The sequence below is a fragment of the Frateuria sp. YIM B11624 genome, from assembly GCF_049727805.1.
Lineage (GTDB): Bacteria > Pseudomonadota > Gammaproteobacteria > Xanthomonadales > Rhodanobacteraceae > Frateuria_A.
Genome location: NZ_JBCNYA010000010.1, coordinates 1 through 17,278, shown reverse-complemented (window position 1 = coordinate 17,278; position 17,278 = coordinate 1). Strand labels below are relative to the sequence as shown.

Annotated in this window: 12 protein-coding genes; 3 read left to right on the top strand and 9 right to left on the bottom strand. The window is 69.1% G+C overall.

Translation table 11 applies throughout. From position 1 onward, the window contains the following. The 9 genes from AAIL17_RS06770 to AAIL17_RS06730 all read right to left on the bottom strand — a co-directional run bounded on the left by AAIL17_RS06770 (window position 1) and on the right by AAIL17_RS06730 (window position 11,728). Complete coding sequence (locus AAIL17_RS06770) at window positions 1-1,614, bottom strand: hypothetical protein (RefSeq protein WP_424682065.1); 1,614 nt, start codon at window positions 1,612-1,614, stop codon at window positions 1-3. Window positions 1,615-1,754: 140 nt separating this feature from the next. Next, window positions 1,755-2,732 carry a hypothetical protein gene (locus tag AAIL17_RS06765; RefSeq protein ID WP_424682064.1) on the bottom strand — a complete coding sequence of 326 codons (978 nt, stop codon included), beginning with the start codon at window positions 2,730-2,732 and terminating at the stop codon, window positions 1,755-1,757. Between the two features lie 291 nt (window positions 2,733-3,023). Next, a complete protein-coding gene (locus AAIL17_RS06760) occupies window positions 3,024-3,446 on the bottom strand; it encodes a YciI family protein (RefSeq protein ID WP_424682063.1) in 423 nt (140 codons plus the stop codon). 75 nt (window positions 3,447-3,521) lie between these two features. Further along, on the bottom strand, window positions 3,522-4,166 hold the full coding sequence (locus tag AAIL17_RS06755) for a glutathione S-transferase family protein (RefSeq protein WP_424682062.1): 645 nt from the start codon (window positions 4,164-4,166) through the stop codon (window positions 3,522-3,524). A gap of 79 nt (window positions 4,167-4,245) precedes the next feature. After that, on the bottom strand, window positions 4,246-6,498 hold the full coding sequence (locus AAIL17_RS06750) for a molybdopterin cofactor-binding domain-containing protein (RefSeq protein ID WP_424682061.1): 2,253 nt from the start codon (window positions 6,496-6,498) through the stop codon (window positions 4,246-4,248). Then, window positions 6,495-7,022: a (2Fe-2S)-binding protein gene (locus tag AAIL17_RS06745; protein ID WP_424682060.1), complete on the bottom strand. Its 528-nt coding sequence runs from the start codon at window positions 7,020-7,022 to the stop codon at window positions 6,495-6,497. Before AAIL17_RS06745 ends, AAIL17_RS06750 begins: the two co-directional genes overlap by 4 nt. Before the next feature lie 141 nt (window positions 7,023-7,163). Then, window positions 7,164-8,489 carry an APC family permease gene (locus AAIL17_RS06740; RefSeq protein WP_424682059.1) on the bottom strand — a complete coding sequence of 442 codons (1,326 nt, stop codon included), beginning with the start codon at window positions 8,487-8,489 and terminating at the stop codon, window positions 7,164-7,166. A gap of 265 nt (window positions 8,490-8,754) precedes the next feature. Further along, window positions 8,755-10,665, bottom strand: a complete 1,911-nt coding sequence (locus AAIL17_RS06735) for a S53 family peptidase (protein WP_424682058.1) — start codon at window positions 10,663-10,665, stop codon at window positions 8,755-8,757. A 187-nt stretch (window positions 10,666-10,852) separates the two neighbouring features. After that, window positions 10,853-11,728, bottom strand: coding sequence for a PhzF family phenazine biosynthesis protein (locus tag AAIL17_RS06730; protein ID WP_424682057.1), 876 nt, complete (start codon window positions 11,726-11,728; stop codon window positions 10,853-10,855). Between the two features lie 137 nt (window positions 11,729-11,865). Between AAIL17_RS06730 and AAIL17_RS06725 the strand changes: the two genes are divergently transcribed. From AAIL17_RS06725 to AAIL17_RS06715, 3 genes are all read left to right on the top strand, one after another. Continuing rightward, window positions 11,866-12,522, top strand: a complete 657-nt coding sequence (locus AAIL17_RS06725; protein ID WP_424682056.1) for an outer membrane beta-barrel protein — start codon at window positions 11,866-11,868, stop codon at window positions 12,520-12,522. Window positions 12,523-12,706: 184 nt separating this feature from the next. Then, window positions 12,707-14,221, top strand: coding sequence for a fumarate hydratase (locus tag AAIL17_RS06720; RefSeq protein WP_424682055.1), 1,515 nt, complete (start codon window positions 12,707-12,709; stop codon window positions 14,219-14,221). 295 nt (window positions 14,222-14,516) lie between these two features. Next, window positions 14,517-17,150 carry a bifunctional aspartate kinase/diaminopimelate decarboxylase gene (locus AAIL17_RS06715; protein WP_424682054.1) on the top strand — a complete coding sequence of 878 codons (2,634 nt, stop codon included), beginning with the start codon at window positions 14,517-14,519 and terminating at the stop codon, window positions 17,148-17,150. Window positions 17,151-17,278: the final 128 nt, after the last annotated feature.

Here is a 17,278-nt window from a genome sequence, read left to right as displayed (position 1 = left end):
TCAGGCGCCGGCGGGGCGGGGACCCGGCACCTTGCCGGCCGCCGGCGGCCGCATGGCCTCGTCGATCAGGCGGCGAACATCCGCCCAGGGCGTCGGACCCTGGTGCATCGCATACACCGTATCGACCCGCAGATGCTCGCGCACGACTGCCTGCATCACTTCGTACATCAGCTCCGGGTCGTAGAGCGTGTGGTCTTCGTTGAACGCCAGGGTGTCGCTGGCATACAGCAATTTCTGCTGCGGGAAGTACACCATGTACTGTCGCTCGGTCGAGGCGCCGCGTAGCGGATACAACACCACTCGGTTGGCTCCTTTGCCTACTTCGAGGTGGTCGCCCACGACCATCCAGTGCGCTGCCTTCGGATGGGATTGAAGGTCATCCGGCTGCAAATGATGCGGCGCATCGACGAGCCGATCCAGCAGCGGCTTGTTGAGATCGAGCACGTAGACCGGCACGCCTTCTGCCACGGCCTCCCGGACACCGGCGATGTGCGGCCAGGAGTCCGAGGTGCTGAGCACCGCCTTGATCGGCACCCCTGGATACTCGCTGTGCGCCTTGGCAAGCACGCCACGCACGTAGCTGCCGGAAATCGGCGCTTCCAGGACCAGTACGCCATCGTCCTGTTTGACCAAGGTCGTGTTCCACGCGCCTTGGTACAACTCGATGCCCGGAGCCAGCACGACGCGTTTATTGTCGTTGAACTCGCGGTTCCAGCCTACCGATTGCGCGCTTTTGGCGGCTGTTGCGGCATCCATCGCGAACTTCTTCGCGTCGATCGCGCCATTGAAGGCAGGACCGATGAGTTGGGTGGACGCGTACCACACGCCGTTGCGCCAATCGACGCGGTTCGTCGGGAACTCCACGCCTTGCACCAGGCGCCAGTTGTCGAAGTAGATGCGCTGGTCTACGTCGCCCCACGCATACCAGAAATCCTTGAAGGTACGCGTGCGTTCCAGCGCGTCGGGCAGATGGTTGTAGGCATTCAGCAGCACCTTGACCGGCGAGCCCTGCCAGGTGAACTCCACCACGCTGTGTTTCGTGGCGCGCAGCCATTGCGACGGCGCGTAATGCAGGTCGGCGGCCGCTGCTGCGTTGAGAAGCAGGCGCTCAGGTCCCAGCGCCAGGGTGTCCCCGGTCTTCTCGATGTCCGCGAGGGAGCAAGGCGACTGGCCCTGCCCGGTTCGATAGACGCCTCCTTGCGGCGTCGCGACCAGGGTGGTGTCGAACTCGGCGGCATGCGGGTCCGCTTCCGGCCAGGTCAGATGCACGTCCCGCACGAGCCGACGGTGGTCGAAATCCACCGTCACCTTCTGGCGTTCGTACGAGGTGATGAAAGGCTTCTGGCGATACGACTGCTCGGCAAGGACGGAATGTCCGATGGCTTCGTAGCTCGCGCTATGAATGCCGGCGAGCCGTTGCGAGCCGCCCATGGCGTCGATGGCCCGCTGGACGCAGGCCTTTGCGCCGATGCCCTCGCAGCCGGGGTGGCCCGCTTCCTTTACGGCCTCGCCATCCTGTGGCAGATCTGCCGCCATCGCAGGCGTGGCCAACACCAACATCATCAGGGCAGGCAGAGCTCGACGAAACATGTTGCGGTCGACGTGGTGATGCATGAGGGATTCCTTCGCAGCGCCCTGTCCGGGCCATGTCGCGCACGCTACGCGCGTCGGTAACTCGATCCGCCTGCAGGAAGTCACATTCGCCGGATGTCCTTCGGCACGCAGGATGGCTGGCGGATCTCGATGGCAGCCGATCAATGCCCCTCGACCGGAGCCGCCCAGGCCTTCCCGTGTTGCAGATCAAGGGTGATCAACAGCTTGCTGATCAGGCCGATGCCCAGTTGGCCGTCGTAGATCATGTCCCGTCGCGCGACCGTGGCGGGCACGCTGTGGAAATGCGTGAGGTCCAGATCCACCTGTTTCGACTCGCCCTTGGGAAGATCCAGGCCGAGCTGTTCGATGGCGTGCGGCGCGAGGAACGTCGGCCCGTTGTTGCCCGAGTCCAGTTGCAACCACAACGTTCCCTTTGCTGCCCTGGCTTGGACGAACACCTCGATGGCGCCGCTCGGCAAGGTCGCCAGGCGCACCTCGATCGGCTTCATGGCCGCGATGCGGGCGTGCATGCTTTGCGGCGTCTCCACCACGATGCGGTCGTGGGCGTAGTCGAGCGTGACCACCTGCCCGCGGAACGACGAGAGGCCGACCAGTCCGCCGAGCGTCGGCGGCATCGGTACGTCGTGGCCCTGCTGGCGGGCATGCTCCACCTGCTTGCGGATCATTGCCATCAGGTCGAACACGCCCACTTCGTCGTTCGTGTCGTAACCGCCGATCCGCAGTTCGGCAGGGCCGCAGCGAGGGAAAGCGATCTTCTCGCCATCGGCCCGGTAACCGGTGGCCTGGCCGAACGGCTGGCAACCGAGCAACGTGGTCGTCTCCGGCGTCACGAACGTCAGTCCGCCACCGGTATCGAAAAGGAAAGGCACGGTTTTCCCGTGGACGTCCGCTTGCACGGTCTGCAGTGGAGTGTCCGCATAGGCATGCAGCGGAATAACGATCGGCCGGGCTTGCGGCGTACGTTCGGCCGCGTGCAGCGGCGACGACAGTGCTGCAGCTGAAAGGACGATCAGGCCGGCGTGGATCGGGCGAGGCAGTGGCATGGACGCTCCATCGTGAACGGGCGGGTCGAGCCTGCCGCTGACGAGCACGAACGGGCGGGGCGCGTCGGCGTCCATGTCCCGATGCGCCCGGCGTTTGTCCTGGCTTGCAGGCGCGGGATCTGCGGGTGGGGTTCCCCGCTGTCCAGGACATTGGAGCGCGCGCACTTCCGGGCGACATGTGCCAGAAGGGGCAAGTCGACCTGTCCGCGCTGCCGCAACGTGGTCCATCCCTTTGGCGTCTGATTGCACGCGGGCAATCGGTCCGGATGTCCGAGTCGAAGCCGTGCCCGCGACGAAGCGGTTCCGCAGGCAAGGGTGTCCCATTCACCGCCCATGGTGCCCGAGATGGTGCGGTGGTTCGGGCGGTCAGGTGCCTGCGAGCTTCGCGCGGATGCGGTCGCGGATGGCCTTGGTCTCGGGCGTCTGCACGGCCTCGAACTCGGCCATGCCCATCAACGGACGGATTTCCATCTCGCTCCGCCCCGTCGCGCAGTTGGGTGCACGCAGCACCCAGGCCATCGCCTCGTCCATGTCCTGGACCTCCAGGATCATGAAGCCGGCGACCAGTTCCTTGGTTTCGGCGAAAGGCCCGTCGACGACGATGCGGCTGTCGCCATCGAGCACGACGCGTTTGCCGTCGGAGGAGGGCGTGAGGCCGCCGAGGGCGACCAGGACGCCGGCGTTGACCAGCTCCTCGTTGAACTGGCTCATTGCCTCGAGCGCCTTCGGGTCGATGCCGGCACCGTTCTCGGTGCCGTCGGTCGCCTTGCCCATCACTATGACTCGCATGGCCTGTCTCCCTCCTGTGCCGGCTCGTCCGGCCTTCGGGAGAACGACGAACGACGCCGCCGAAAATCGACGTCCTTAGGCCGGCTCGACCCGCGCGCAGTACGCCTCGATGGTCCGTTTCCACGCGGGCCGGGCCAGGCATCGGTCGCGGTAGGCGGTGACGGCCGCATACGGCGTGATCAGTTCCTCGTCCTTGACGCCCGACAACAGCACGTGCGCCATCAGGATGTCGGCGACGCTGAAGTCTTCGGTGGCGACGAACGTGCGGCCGGCGAGCCAGCGCTCCAGGTTGCCCAGCACCCGGTGGATCCAGCCGACCAGGAATTCGCGGTGCTTGTCGCCGCCGCCCTCCGCGGTCCAGTCGTGCACCATCAGGCCAAGCAGCGGCGGCTCGACCGAGTTCATGGCGGCGAAGCACCAGCGCGTCACCTGCGCCTCGCCGGCGCGGTCGGCAGGCACCAGGCGCCCGGATTTCTTCGCCAGGTAGAGAAGGATGGCGGCCGACTCGGACAGCCGCAGGCCGTCATCGTCGATCGACGGAATCTGCTCGAATGGGCTGAGTTGCCGATAGGTTTCGGTGCTGAGGTCGTGAGCCGGGTGGTCCAAGCCGACCAGCTCGAACGGCAGCTGCATCTCCTCGAGCGCCCACAGCACGCGCAGGTCGCGGGTGTGGCCGCGGGCGACGGTGTTGACCTTCGAGAACCCGTACAGCTTGAGCATGGTGGCGCTCCTTCGTCGGGGACTGCATGGTTTTGACGGAACATGCGGGACAGGGGCGCTGGCGGCCAGCGCCGGACCGTCACAGCAGGCGCAGCAGTTCCTTCATCAGCGGCAGCCGCCGCACGCGTACCGCGCTGGCGCGGAAGACGGCGTTGGCCAGCGCGGGGGCGGCGGTGGGCATGGCCAGGAAACTGGCGCCGCTGGGCGCGCGGTCGTTGGGCACGAGGATCACTTCCACGTCGTTGGGGAGCTGGGCCATGCTGGCCAGCGGGTAATCCTTGAGGCTTTGTTGCTGGATCTGGCCGTTCTTGAAGGTGATGGCCGGGTTGAGCGCGTTGGACAACGCATCCAGCGTCGCACCGGCAACCTGGCCTTCGAGGCCCAGCGGGTTGATCACGCGGCCGACGTCGACGGCGCAGACCGCGCGCACGATCTCCAGCTTCTCGCCGTGCATCGCCACTTCGATCGCATGGGCGACGTAGGCGCCGTCGACGTGCCAGCAGGCGATGCCCATGCCGTTGACGTTGTGCAGCCAGTTCTTCCACTCGATGCGGTCGGTGACCAGCTTGAGCACGTTGAGCAGGCGGCCGACGTCGAGCATGCCGCCGCCGGCGAGCGGGATCTGCCGGGCCTCGCCGAGCAGGCGCAGGCGCGTGACCAGCGGATCCTCGCGCAGCGTGTGGGCGATCTCGTCGACGAAGCTTTCCACCGCGAAGGCGTTGCTGACGTGCGGCTCGCCGCGGAAGGGCCCGCGCGGCATGGCTGAGGCGAGGCCGTACCAGTCGCTGCGATAGGCCGGGACCAGGCCGGCGGGAAGCTGGTTGGCGCTGACTTCGGAAGTCCACAGCCGGTCGGCCGCGGTGCCGCGTCCGGTGAGCGCCGAGGCGCTGGCCAGCCGCTGGTCCCAGGCGATCACCTGGCGCTTGCGGCCGATCACCGCCTTGATCTTGTGCACGGTGCCGGAGCGGTAATAGTCGTGGACGAGGTCCTGCTCACGCGTCCACATCAGCCGCACCGGCTTGTCGACCGCCTTGGCCAGCATCACCGCTTCGGCGACGTAGTCGTGGTCGAGCCGGCGGCCGTAGCCGCCGCCCACGCGCGGCACCTCGATGGCGATCCGGTCGGGCGCCAGGCCGGTCAACCGCTGCACAACGGCCCAGGCCTGCTGCGGCGCCTGCGTCGGCACCACCAGCGTGGCCTGGTCCTTGTCCAGCCGCACCAGGCAGTTCATCGGCTCGGGCGTGGCATGGGCCAGCCAGGGCTGCACGTAGGTGGCCTCGACGCGGCGCGCGGCCTTGCGGTTGGCGGCCTTGAGGTCGCCGTCGTCGCGCACGCGGGTGGTCGGCGCGCTGTCGGTGTCGAGCAGCGCGATGGCCTGCGCCTCGAGCTTGCCGCTGTCCTCGTTGGCGCTGTCGGAGCCGGGCTTCCATTCGAGTTTGAGTTCGCCCAGGCCGCGCAGCGCCGCCCAGGTGTTCTCGGCGAGCACGGCCACCGCCGGCGCGACCGCGGTCTGCCCGGGCGGCACGCCGGCCTCGGGGTTGATCGGCACCACCTTGACCACGCCCTTGACGGCGAGCGCAGGCGCGGTCTCGATGCTGGCCAGGCTGCCGCCGGGCCAGGGACACGGCGCGAGCACGGCGACCAGCGCATCGGCGTAGTCCGCGTCGATGGCGTAGCGGGTCTGGCCGGTGACGATGCGGCGCGCATCGACGTCGCCGGCCGGACGGCCGATCAGGGTGTAGCGCTGCGGGGCCTTCAGCGGCAGCGGCGCGTTCGGCGGATCGATCTTGCTGGCAGCCTCGACCAGGCTGCCGTAGGGGAAGCGGCGGCCGTCGGGCGTGACCACCACGCCGGCTTCGCAGCGCAGCCGATCGGCGGCGACGCCCAGGCGCCGTGCGGCGGCCTGGGTGATCAGCCAGCGCGCCAGCGCGCCGGCCTGGCGCAGGTCGGCCCAGGCGGCGGGAATCGAATCGCCGGTGCCGCTGCGCTGGTGGCCATAGGTCCACACCGGCTTGCCGTCCTTCGCCGTCACGCCCAGCCCCAGCGGGATCACCGTGACGCGGGTCCAGTCGGCATCGAGCTCCTCGGCGATGATGCGCGGCAGCGCAGTGGCGGTGCCGGTGCCGGTATCCGGGTCGCGCGCGCCGACCAGCACGTTGCCGTCGCGGTCGATGCGCACGTAGGGGCCCAGCGCGCCGAACTCGTCGCCGAGCATGGCCGGTGGTACCGGCACGTCGGCGTGGGCTTCGCGGATGCCGACCACCAGCGCGCCGGCGGCACCGGCCAGCACCTGCAGGAAACGCCGGCGCGAGAGCGGAAGCACGCCGCTCATGCGCGTGCCCCGGCGGCGCGCTTGATCGCGCGGCGCACGCGCGTCTGCACGCCGCAGCGGCAGCGGTTGGGCAGCTTGTCGATGTCGTCGTCGGACGGTTTGGGCTTGCGCGCGAGCAGGTCGATGCCGGCGATCAGCCAGCCGGCGGTGCAGTAGCCGCAGCCGATCGCGTCCTCGTCGATGAAGGCCTGCTGCAGCGGGTGCAGGCTGCCGTCCGCGCCGGCCAGGCCCTCGACGGTGGTGATGCGGGCGCCGGCGAGCTTGGCCATCGGCTGCGTGATCGCCGGGATCGCCTTGCCGTTCACCAGCACCAGGCCGTAGCCGTCCTGCCCGTGGGCGTCGCCGATCTTGGTGCCGGTCAGCCGCAGCACGTCGCGCAGGTACCACAGCAGCGGCATCAGTGGATCGCCGGTGTGCCGGAAGCGCTCGCCGTTGACGATCAGGTCGATGCCCTCGCGCACCGGTTCCGGCGTGATGTCGCCGGTGGTGGCGGGCGGCAGGCCCTGGGCTTGCGCTTGCGGCATCGGGTCGTCTCCTTGCGGGGGTCGCCTATTGTGGCATCGCGCGGGTGACGAGGCAGCGGGGAACGGGCGGGGCGTTCAGTTGGCGGGATCCTGGCACTGATCCTGTCGGCGTGCAGGAACGCCCGGGCCGTCCTGGACGCGCTAGCGCCGGTCGCGGGCCGCCAGCCATCGCCAGGCGGCGTACACCGGCACGCCGGCCAGCATGATCAGCACGCCGATGCCGGCGTTGCGCGGGTTGTCGCGCATGGTGGCGACCACCACCGCGCCGATCGCGGCGACGAACAGCAGCGGCAGCAGCGGGTAGCCGGGCACGCGGAAGCGCACCTCGCCGCGGTCGTGGCGGCGGTACCAGAACAGCGTCGCCACGCCGACCGCGCAGGCCAGCCAGTCGCCGAAGGTGGCGTAGTCCAGCAGCGCGCCGTAGCTACCCGAGAGCGCCAGCACGATCGCCCAGCCCGAAAGCGCGGCCAGCGCCACGTTCGGGGTGTGGTGGCGCGGGTGCAGGCGGGCCACGGCGCGGAAAAACAGCCCGTCGGCGCCCATCACCTGCAGCACGCGCGCGCCGGCCACCAGCGTGATGTTGCAGAAGCCGAGCGTGGAGATCGCGATGCCGACCGCCATCAAGCGTGCGCCGACCGGCCCGAACATGCGGTCCATCACCTGCGCGGCCGGCGCCGTGCTGGCCGCCAGACCGGCGTGGCCGAGCACCGCCAAGTAGGCGAGGTTGACCAGCGCGTAGGCGCCGATCACCACCAGCATGCCGACCAGCAATGCGCGCGGCAGGTTGCGCTGTGGCGCGTCCACCTCGCCGGCGAGGTTGTTGAGGTAGGTGAAGCCCGAGTAGGCGAACAGCACCGGCAGCGCCGCGCCCATGAAGCCCACGCCGTCGCGCGCGGGATCGGCCGCCAGCGCCGCTGGCGCATGCGCGCCGGCCAGGTACAGCCCGCACGCCACCAGCACCGCGACCGCGAGCAGCTTGAGCAGCGCGAACAGGTTCTGCACCTGCGCGCCGAGCTTCAGGCCGAACAGGTTGACCAGCGCCACGAACACCAGTGCGCCGACGGTCAGCGGCAGCGCCGCGCTCGCCGGCAAGGCGAAGGCCGCCACCGTGTAGCTGGCGAAGATGGTCGCCACTGCGGCGGTCGAGCCGGAATAGATCACCAGCAGCATGGTCCAGCCGAACAGGAAGCCGGCGAGCGGCCCGAATGCCTCGCGCAGGTAGACGTAGGTGCCGCCGGCCTGCGGCCGGCGCGCGCCAAGTTCCGCGTAGCACAGCGCGCCGACGAGCGTGAGCAGGCCCGCGCCGATCCATGCCAGCAGCAGCGCCAGGCCCGATTCGGTGCGCTGCGCGGCGATGCCCGGGTTGAGGAAGATGCCGCCGCCGATGATGCCGCCGACCACCACGAGCGCAGCGTCCCAGGGGCCCAGGCTGCGCCGGTAGCCGTGCGATGGGTTGCCTGTGCTCATGCGGTTGTCCCCGGGACGAGCGGGGGAGCATGCCGGTGCGCGCGGAAGGGAGCAAGGATGCGCTGATGCGCGATGCCGAATGTGAGGCGGCAGCCATGCGGGGGGGATCTGGCGGGGCTTCCCCCATCCGCGCTGCGGGCACCTTCCCCCGTGGAACGGAGGAAGGCTCGATAGGTGGCACTTGCATGGACTCATTCCCCCGCTTGCGGGGGAAGGTGCCCGCAGGGCGGATGGGGGCGCCCGGAGCGTGGCACCCCGGTCCACCTCAGAACGCCCGAAGGAAGGCGTCCAGGTTGGCCACGTTCAGCGTGCCGATGCCGGCGCCCGGCGTGTAGTGCGGCTTGCCGTAATAGAACCAGTTGTCGCCGTCGCGCACGCTGTTGAACGCCGAGTACTTGCCGTAGCCGAACACGTTCTGCAGGAAGTACACCTGCGGGTTCCAGAAGCCCACGCGGTGGCCCAGGCTCTGCGTCAGCAGCGCGCTGATGCCGTTGAGCTGCGGCGCCACGAAGCTGGTGCCGCCGATGCTGTTGATCACGCCGCCATCGACGGTGGACACCACGATGTAGCCGGTTTCCGGATCGGCGTTGAGCGAGATGTCGGGCACGTTGCGGCCGCGGAAATGGCCAGGCAGCTTGAGCAGGGTGGTCGGGCCCGCCTGCGGGTCGTCGAAGGTCAGCGCCTGGTGCTTCTCGCTGGTGCGGATGCCGTGGGTGAACCACTGATAGACCGGCTCGTGCCAGTACACGCTCACGCCGCCGCCGCCGCCGGTGGCGAACAGGTCGATCAGGCCGGGACCGAAGTTGGTGTCGAAGTAGTCCTGGATGTAGTCCCAGCCCCACACGCTTTCGCGCTCGATCGACCCCACCGGTCCGCCGCTGAAGGAGAAGCTGTACGGCACGGTGGTGCCGCCGGCGGCGGTCATGTACGGATCGGACGCCGGCGAGTCGACCGTCAGCGGCGCGCTCCACTGGTCGTGGCCGAGGCTGCGCACGGTGTCGTAGGCGCCCGAATCGCCCGAGGCGGCGAAGATCGACTGCCCCTGCACCGCCGCCTCCAGGAAGACCTGGTGGAATGCGCGCAGGTTGCCCACGTCGGTGGTGTCGGTCACGCTCGCGCCGTCGACGTTGAGCGCGGCGAAGTTGTAGATCTCCGGCAGGCCCCAGCTGGTGGAGATGCTGTCGGCGCAGTTGTCCGACACCGCCTGTGCGAAGGCGGCGACGAAATCGCCGCTGGTGTTGGGCGCGTCGTACACGATGATGTTCGCCTTCGGCGCCAGGCCGCCGGACTGCTCCACGTCCAGCGAAGTCTCGCCGCTGCCGCCGTCGAACGCGCCGCCGCCGTTGACGTGCACCTGCGTGATGCGGTGCGGCTTGGTGGCCAGGCCGATGCCGTCCCAGTAGGCCTGCGCGTCTTCCGGATAGAAGTTGGACAGGGTGACGATGCCGATGGTCGAGCCCTTGCCGGTGACGCCGCGGTCATACAGCGGATTGATGTTGTAGAGGTCGGCCACGTCGCCCACGGTGTAGTTGCCCGGCACGCCGGTCGCGGTGGGATTGCCGTTGGGGGCGGCGCGCAGGTTGGGCTGCAGCGCCTGCGGCGCGAACGTGGTGGTCGTCGACAGCAGCTTGGGCGTGCCGATGCGGTGGGAGACGTACTGGTGCTCGTTGCTCAGGCCCGACACCACGCTCACGGTGCCCGCCAGGGCCGCCGGCAGTGCGACCGGCCTGGCCGGACGGTGGAACGTGCGGCCGCTGTCGGCATCCCTGAACGTGTGGATGGAGGTGCCGAAGGCCTGGCCCATCTGCGCCAGCGTGCCCTGCACGCGGATCACCATCCTGTTGTCCAGCACCTCGCCGCGCAGCCCCTGCTTCTTCAGGTAGGCCTGCACGTTGGCGATCTGCCTGTCGGTGGCGCCGAAGCGCTCGGCGAACTGCCGGGTGGTGAGGAAGCGGTGGTAGTTCGGGTTGCCGGGCGTGACCGTCTGGCGGATCAGGTTCTCCAGTTGCGCCTCGTTGCGCAGCTTGAGGATCAGCGTGGCGTTCGCCGGCTGGCTGGACGCGGCAAGGCCCAGATCCACGGCGGACTGGGTTCCTCCCTGTCCGGCGCTGGCGGCGCCGGCGAACAGCAGGGCAAGGGAAGCGGCAAGCGCTTTCTGGTGCAACTTCGCGAGCATGGGGTTTCTCCCTGGAATGCACGCGACTTGAGGACACAGGGGCTTGGAAGCACTGCGCCGACAGCCGCGGGCGTGCGATGGTTGGTATGTTCCCTATCGGCGCCGCACCCCCTGTGGACGACGCCGTCGCCGAGCTTGCACCCAAGCGGGCGGGAAGGGAAGAGCCGCGCGCACGCCGCGGCGTGCGTCAATCCAGGGTGAACCTTCCGCGCACGCCGACCGCGCAACGGCCGCCGATGGTGACGATGCCGGAGGCCTCCTCCACAGCCACCTCGACCCGGCCATCGCGGCCCACCTCGCGCCCCTGGCTGGCGACGTAGCGGCGGCCATAGCGGGCCAGGCCGCCGGTCTCGTGCAGCAGTGCGCCGATCGCCGCGTTGGCGCTACCGGTGACCGGGTCTTCCGGGATGCCGTCGGCCGGGCAAAACGCACGCACGGCCATCGCCGCGTCGCCGCCGTCCTCGGCGCCGAACACGCTCACGCCCACCGCGCCGTGCGCCAGGCACAGCGCCGCGATGGCCGGCAGGTCGGGCGCCAGCGCGCGCACGGTGCGCGCCTGGCCGAGGTCGCAGACCAGCCACACGGGGCCGTTGTCGATCGGCCGCACGGCCGCGACGGGGAGATCGACCTTCAACGCATCGGCCAGGGCCGCGGCAAGTGTCGCATCGGGGTGCCCGATGCGCGCCGGTGGCGCCTGCACGTGAATCGTGCGGGTGGCGCCCTCGCCCTGCACGACCACCGGCAGCAGGCCGGCAGCACATTCCTGCACCAGCGACGGTCGCATCGGCACGCAGCCGTCCTCGATCGCGGCATAGGCGCTGCCCACGCTGGGATGGCCGGCGAACGGCAGCTCCTGGCGCGGGGTGAAGATGCGCACGCGGTAGTCCGCACCCGCTTGCGTGGGACGCAGCAGGAACGTGGTTTCGGAAAGATTGGTCCAGCGCGCGATGCGCTGCATCGTCGGCGCGTCGAGCGCGTCGGCGCCGAGCACCACCGCCAGCGGATTGCCCTCGAGCAGGCGCGAGGCGAACACGTCCAGTTGCAGGAAGTCGAAGCTGCGCATCGGCGCCTCGCGGATGACGAAGAAAATGGAGTGTAGGTGATCGCCTACAGCGCAAATTTTTACGCCGCCCTAGAATGCGCCGCCCGGCATGCCCCGCCGGGCTTCGCATACAAGACAAAAAACAGGGAATTCCAAGCATGAACAAGATTCTGACCGTCGCCCTGGGCGCGGTGCTTGCTGCCGGCTCCGCTTCGGCCGCCGCCGCTGACGCCAACGGCTCCTTCTTCATCAACGCCGGCGTGGGCCAGGCGCAGTACCACGTCGGCCACACCGACGGCCTGGGCTACAAGCTCGACGACAAGGACACCGCCGGCGCGGTGCGCTTCGGCTACGCCTGGAAGGTCGGCAACGGCTTCGACCTGGGCGTCGAAGGCGGCTACGCGGACCTGGGCAAGCTGGTCGCCAAGTACCACGCGCAGAACGAAGACGCTTCCATCATCATCAACGAGAAGGCCGACGTCGAAGCCAGCGGCCCGCTGCTGGGCGTCAACGGCAAGTACACCTTCGCCAACAAGTGGTTCGTCTCGGCGCGCGCCGGCTGGTTCCGCTCCACCGCGGACGCCTCCTACCGTTACGAGGAGATCTACGCCGACGCGCCGAACTACAGCGAATACGCCAGCGGCGATGCCGACGGCAACGGCTGGTACGGCGGCGTGGGCGTGGGCTACAACTTCGCGCCGAACTTCAGCCTCGGCCTGAACTACGACAACTACCATGGCAAGGCCAAGACCGACCTCGCCGACATCGGCGGCAGCATCGGCGTGTACACGGTGACCGCCGAGTTCCGCTTCTGATCGACCGATGGCGGGCCTGCAGGGTCTGCCATCTCCCGGTTCGTCCCGTTGGATACGAAACCGGAGCGAAAGCACCAAGACGGCCGCCTCGCGCGGCCGTCGTTTTGTCCGGCCCGGCCGGCTGCGGCACAATAGCGGGCTTGTGCGCCGCGCAAGGCGGCGCGTTCGAAGCCGATAGCCGCCCATGACCACCATCAAGCAAGACGACCTGATCCAGTCCGTCGCCGACGCACTCCAGTACATCAGCTACTACCACCCGGTCGACTACATCCAGAGCCTCGCCGCCGCCTACGAGCGCGAGGAGTCGCCCGCCGCGCGCGACGCGATGGCGCAGATCCTGATCAACTCGCGCATGGCCGCCGAGGGCCATCGCCCGCTGTGCCAGGACACCGGCATCGTCACCGTATTCCTGAAAGTCGGCATGGACGTGCGCTGGGACGCCACGATGTCGCTCGAGGACATGGTCAACGAAGGTGTGCGCCGCGCCTACAACCACCCGGACAACAAGCTGCGCGCGAGCGTGCTGGCCGATCCGGCGGGCAGGCGGCTGAATACGCGCGACAACACCCCGGCGGTGATCAACATGTCGATCGTGCCGGGCGATACGGTCGAGGTGATCGTGGCGGCCAAGGGTGGCGGCTCGGAGGCCAAGAGCAAGTTCGTGATGCTCAACCCGTCCGACTCGATCGTCGACTGGGTTCTGAAGACCGTGCCGACGATGGGTGCGGGCTGGTGTCCGCCGGGGATGCTCGGCATCGGCATCGGCGGCACCGCCGAGAAGGCCATGCTGCTGGCGAAGGAATCGCTGATGGAGCACATCGACATCCAGGAACTGATCGCGCGGGGCCCAAGCAACCGCATCGAGGAACTGCGCATCGAGCTGTACGAGAAGGTCAACGCGTTAGGGATAGGCGCGCAGGGCCTGGGCGGCCTGACCACCGTGCTCGACGTGAAGATCAAGGACTACCCGACCCACGCCGCCAACCTGCCGGTCGCGATGATCCCCAACTGCGCCGCCACCCGCCACGCGCACTTCACCCTGGACGGCTCCGGCCCGGTGATGCTCGAGCCGCCGTCGCTGGAGCACTGGCCGAAGCTCACCTACGACGCCTCCAAGGGCCGTAGGGTGGATCTGGACGCCGTCACCCGCGAGGAGGTGGCGAGCTGGAAGCCGGGCGAGGTGCTGCTGCTCAACGGCAAGCTGCTGACCGGCCGCGACGCCGCGCACAAGCGCATGGTCGACATGCTCAACAAGGGCGAGCCGCTGCCGGTCGACTTCAACGGGCGCTTCATCTACTACGTCGGCCCGGTCGATCCGGTGCGCGACGAGGTGGTCGGTCCTGCCGGTCCCACCACCGCCACGCGCATGGACAAGTTCACCGAACAGGTGCTCAGCTCGACCGGCCTGCTCGGCATGGTCGGCAAGGCCGAGCGCGGCCCGGCGGCGATCGAGGCGATCCGCAAGCACCGCTCGGTGTACCTGATGGCGGTGGGCGGCGCCGCCTATCTGGTGTCCAAGGCGATCAAGGCTTCGCGCGTGGTCGGCTTCGCGGACCTCGGCATGGAGGCGATCTACGAGTTCGAGGTCAAGGACATGCCGGTGACCGTGGCGGTCGATTCGGCCGGCACCTCGGTGCACCAGACCGGGCCGAAGGAATGGCGGACGCGGATCGGCAAGATCCCCGTCTTTGTTGAATAAAGCCGTGCGCGCAGCGCACCCGTTCACCTCCTCTCCCCTCCGGGGAGAGGACCGGGATGAGGCGCCCAAGCCCGCCGTGAATGACCTCCAGGCGCACCCTACGTAACCAGGGCTGAGGCCAGGTCGACCCCTCACCCCAGCCCTCTCCCCGGAGGGGAGAGGGAGCGGAACCCGCGAGCGTCAGCATTTGGATGGCTAAACGTCCATATCTTGCCCGCAAAAATCCATTGCATTCGTCGTGCCGCAGCGCAACACTGGCGCGATTGCCTTTCGCCACCACTGCAATGGAGCCCATGTGATCCCGCAAAACCCCGCGCCGCTTCCGGCGGACGCGCCCGCCCAGGATCGACCCTGGATCGTGATGAAGTTCGGCGGCACGTCCGTCGCGACGCTGCCGCGCTGGCAGAACATCCGTGAGCTGATCGCCAGCCGCCGCGCCGAAGGCGCCCGCGTGCTGGTCGTCGTGTCCGCGCTCACCGGCATCACCGACGCACTGAAACAACTGTGCGCCGAGGGCAACGGGGACAAACGCAAGGCGGCGGCCGATGCGATCGCGCAACGCCACCACGACCTGCTCGGCCACATGCAGCTGCCGCTGCCGGACACGCTCGCCGCGCGGCTGGCGGACCTGGCGGCGCTGGCTGTCGACGGCCCGGCGGCGTTGGGCGAGCTGGCCTGGTCGGCGCAGGTGCAGGCGCACGGCGAGCTGATGTCCAGCGCGCTGGGCGCGGCCTACCTCAGCGCCAGCGGGCTGATCACGCAATGGGTGGACGCGCGCGGGTGCCTGGCTGCGATCGCGCTGCCCAACCAGAACGAGCGCACGCGCCTGCTTTCGGCGACGGTCGAGGCGCGTCCGGATCCTGCGTTGGCCGCCCGCCTGGCCGCACAGGGCGAGGTGTTCATCACCCAGGGTTTCATCGCGCGCGAGGAACACGGCCGCACGGTGCTGCTGGGCCGTGGCGGCTCGGATACCTCGGCCGCCTATTTCGGCGCGCTGCTCAAGGCCTCGCGCGTGGAAATCTGGACCGACGTCGCCGGCATGTTCACCGCCAACCCGCGCCAGGTGCCCGGCGCGCGGCTGCTCCAGCGGCTGGACTACGAGGAGGCCCAGGAAATCGCCACCACAGGCGCCAAGGTATTGCACCCGCGTTGCCTCTCGCCGCTGCGCGAACCGCGCGTGCCGCTGCTGATCAAGGACACCAACCGGCCTGAACTCGAAGGCACGGTGATCGGCCCGGAGGTGCGCGAGCACGCGCCGAGCGTCAAGGCGATCAGCGCGCGCAAGGGGCTCACCCTGGTGTCGATGGAGTCGGTCGGCATGTGGCAGCAGGTCGGCTTCCTGGCCGACGTGTTCGCGCAGTTCAAGAAGCATGGCCTGTCGGTCGACCTGATCGGTTCGGCTGAAACCAACGTGACGGTGTCGCTCGATCCGACCGAGAATTTGCTCGACTCGGACGCGGTGGCGGCGCTGGCGGCGGATCTGGCCAAGGTCTGCCGGGTCAAGGTGATCGCGCCGTGCGCCGCGATCACGCTGGTCGGTCGCGGCATGCGTTCGATGCTGCACACGCTCTCGACCGTGCTGGCCGAGTTCGGGCAACTGCGCGTGCACCTGATCTCGCAGTCGTCCAACAACCTCAACCTGACTTTCGTGGTCGACGAGACGGTGGTGGACGAACTGCTGCCGCACCTGCACGACCTGCTGATCGGCGCCGGCGCCCTGCGCACCGACGACAGCGCGCTGTTCGGTCCGAGCTGGCAGGCGCTCTACGGCAGCGGCGAGGTGGCAGGGCAGGCGGCCGCCTGGTGGCGTGACCCGAACGAGCGTGAGCGCCTGCTGGCGCTGGCGCAGCAGGCCACGCCGCGCTACGTCTATCACTTGCCCACGGTGCGCGCGCAAGCGCGGGCGATGCTCACGCTGGGCGCGGTCGACCGCGTGCACTACGCGGTGAAGGCCAACACGCACCCGGCGATCCTGCGCGTGCTCGCGGCAGAGGGCCTTGCCTTCGAGTGCGTCTCGCCCGGCGAGCTGAGGGCCGTGCTGGCTGCCGTGCCGGACACCGCGCCGCTGCTGTTCACGCCCAACTTCGCCCGCCGCGCCGACTACGCCGAGGCGCTCGCCACCCGTGCCACCGTCACCCTGGATGCGCTGCATCCGCTGGAGCACTGGGGCGAGCTGTTCCGCGGCCGCGAGGTGGTGCTGCGGGTGGACCTAGGCCGTGGCCTGGGCCATCACGAGAAGGTGCGCACCGGCGGCAACGGCAGCAAGTTCGGCCTGCCGGTGGAACAGCTCGACGTCTTCCTGCGCCTGGCCGATGCGCACCAGGTGAGCGTGCGCGGGCTGCATGCGCACCTGGGTTCGGGCGTGCTCGATCCGAAGCACTGGGGCGAGGTGCACGCGCAACTGGCGAGCCTGGCCGAGCGCATCGGCAGCGTGGCTTTCCTCAACATCGGCGGCGGGTTGGGCGTACCCTCGCATCCCGGCGAGGCGCCGCTGGACATGGCGGAGCTGGACCGCGTGCTGCGCGAGGTCAAGGCGGCCTACCCGCATTTCCAGCTGTGGATGGAGCCGGGCCGCTACCTGGTCGCCGACGCCGGCGTGCTGCTGGCGCGGGTCACCCAGACCAAGGGCAAGGGCAGCCTGCGCTACCTCGGCGTGGACACCGGCATGGACAGCCTGATCCGCCCGACGCTGTACGACGCATGGCACGAGATCGCGAACCTCTCGCGGCTGGATGCGCCGGCCGATGTTCTGTACCAGGTAGTCGGGCCGATCTGCGAATCGGGCGACGTGCTGGGCACCGACCGGCGGTTACCCGAGGCGCAGGAGGGCGACGTGATCCTGATTGCGCAGGCCGGGGCGTACGGCAAGGTAATGTCGTCGCGCTACAACCTGAGGGAAGAGGCGGACGAGGTGATCCTGGACGCTTGAGGCGAGCCCCGGCCCCTCACCCCAGCCCTCTCCCCGGAGGGGAGAGGGAGCCGGTTCTGCGCAGGATGAAGATTGAGCGAACGAAGCTTGCCTTTGCTTCCTCTCCCCTCCGGGGAGAGGGTTGGGGT

Coding starts and splice junctions, on each gene's coding strand:
- AAIL17_RS06730 (WP_424682057.1), bottom strand. CDS start 11,728: ATGCGCAGCTTCGACTTCCTGCAACTGGACGTGTTCGCCTCGCGCCTG.
- AAIL17_RS06740 (WP_424682059.1), bottom strand. CDS start 8,489: ATGAGCACAGGCAACCCATCGCACGGCTACCGGCGCAGCCTGGGCCCC.
- AAIL17_RS06725 (WP_424682056.1), top strand. CDS start 11,866: ATGAACAAGATTCTGACCGTCGCCCTGGGCGCGGTGCTTGCTGCCGGC.
- AAIL17_RS06745 (WP_424682060.1), bottom strand. CDS start 7,022: ATGCCGCAAGCGCAAGCCCAGGGCCTGCCGCCCGCCACCACCGGCGAC.
- AAIL17_RS06735 (WP_424682058.1), bottom strand. CDS start 10,665: ATGCTCGCGAAGTTGCACCAGAAAGCGCTTGCCGCTTCCCTTGCCCTG.
- AAIL17_RS06755 (WP_424682062.1), bottom strand. CDS start 4,166: ATGCTCAAGCTGTACGGGTTCTCGAAGGTCAACACCGTCGCCCGCGGC.
- AAIL17_RS06720 (WP_424682055.1), top strand. CDS start 12,707: ATGACCACCATCAAGCAAGACGACCTGATCCAGTCCGTCGCCGACGCA.
- AAIL17_RS06765 (WP_424682064.1), bottom strand. CDS start 2,732: ATGGACGCCGACGCGCCCCGCCCGTTCGTGCTCGTCAGCGGCAGGCTC.
- AAIL17_RS06770 (WP_424682065.1), bottom strand. CDS start 1,614: ATGCATCACCACGTCGACCGCAACATGTTTCGTCGAGCTCTGCCTGCC.
- AAIL17_RS06750 (WP_424682061.1), bottom strand. CDS start 6,498: ATGAGCGGCGTGCTTCCGCTCTCGCGCCGGCGTTTCCTGCAGGTGCTG.
- AAIL17_RS06760 (WP_424682063.1), bottom strand. CDS start 3,446: ATGCGAGTCATAGTGATGGGCAAGGCGACCGACGGCACCGAGAACGGT.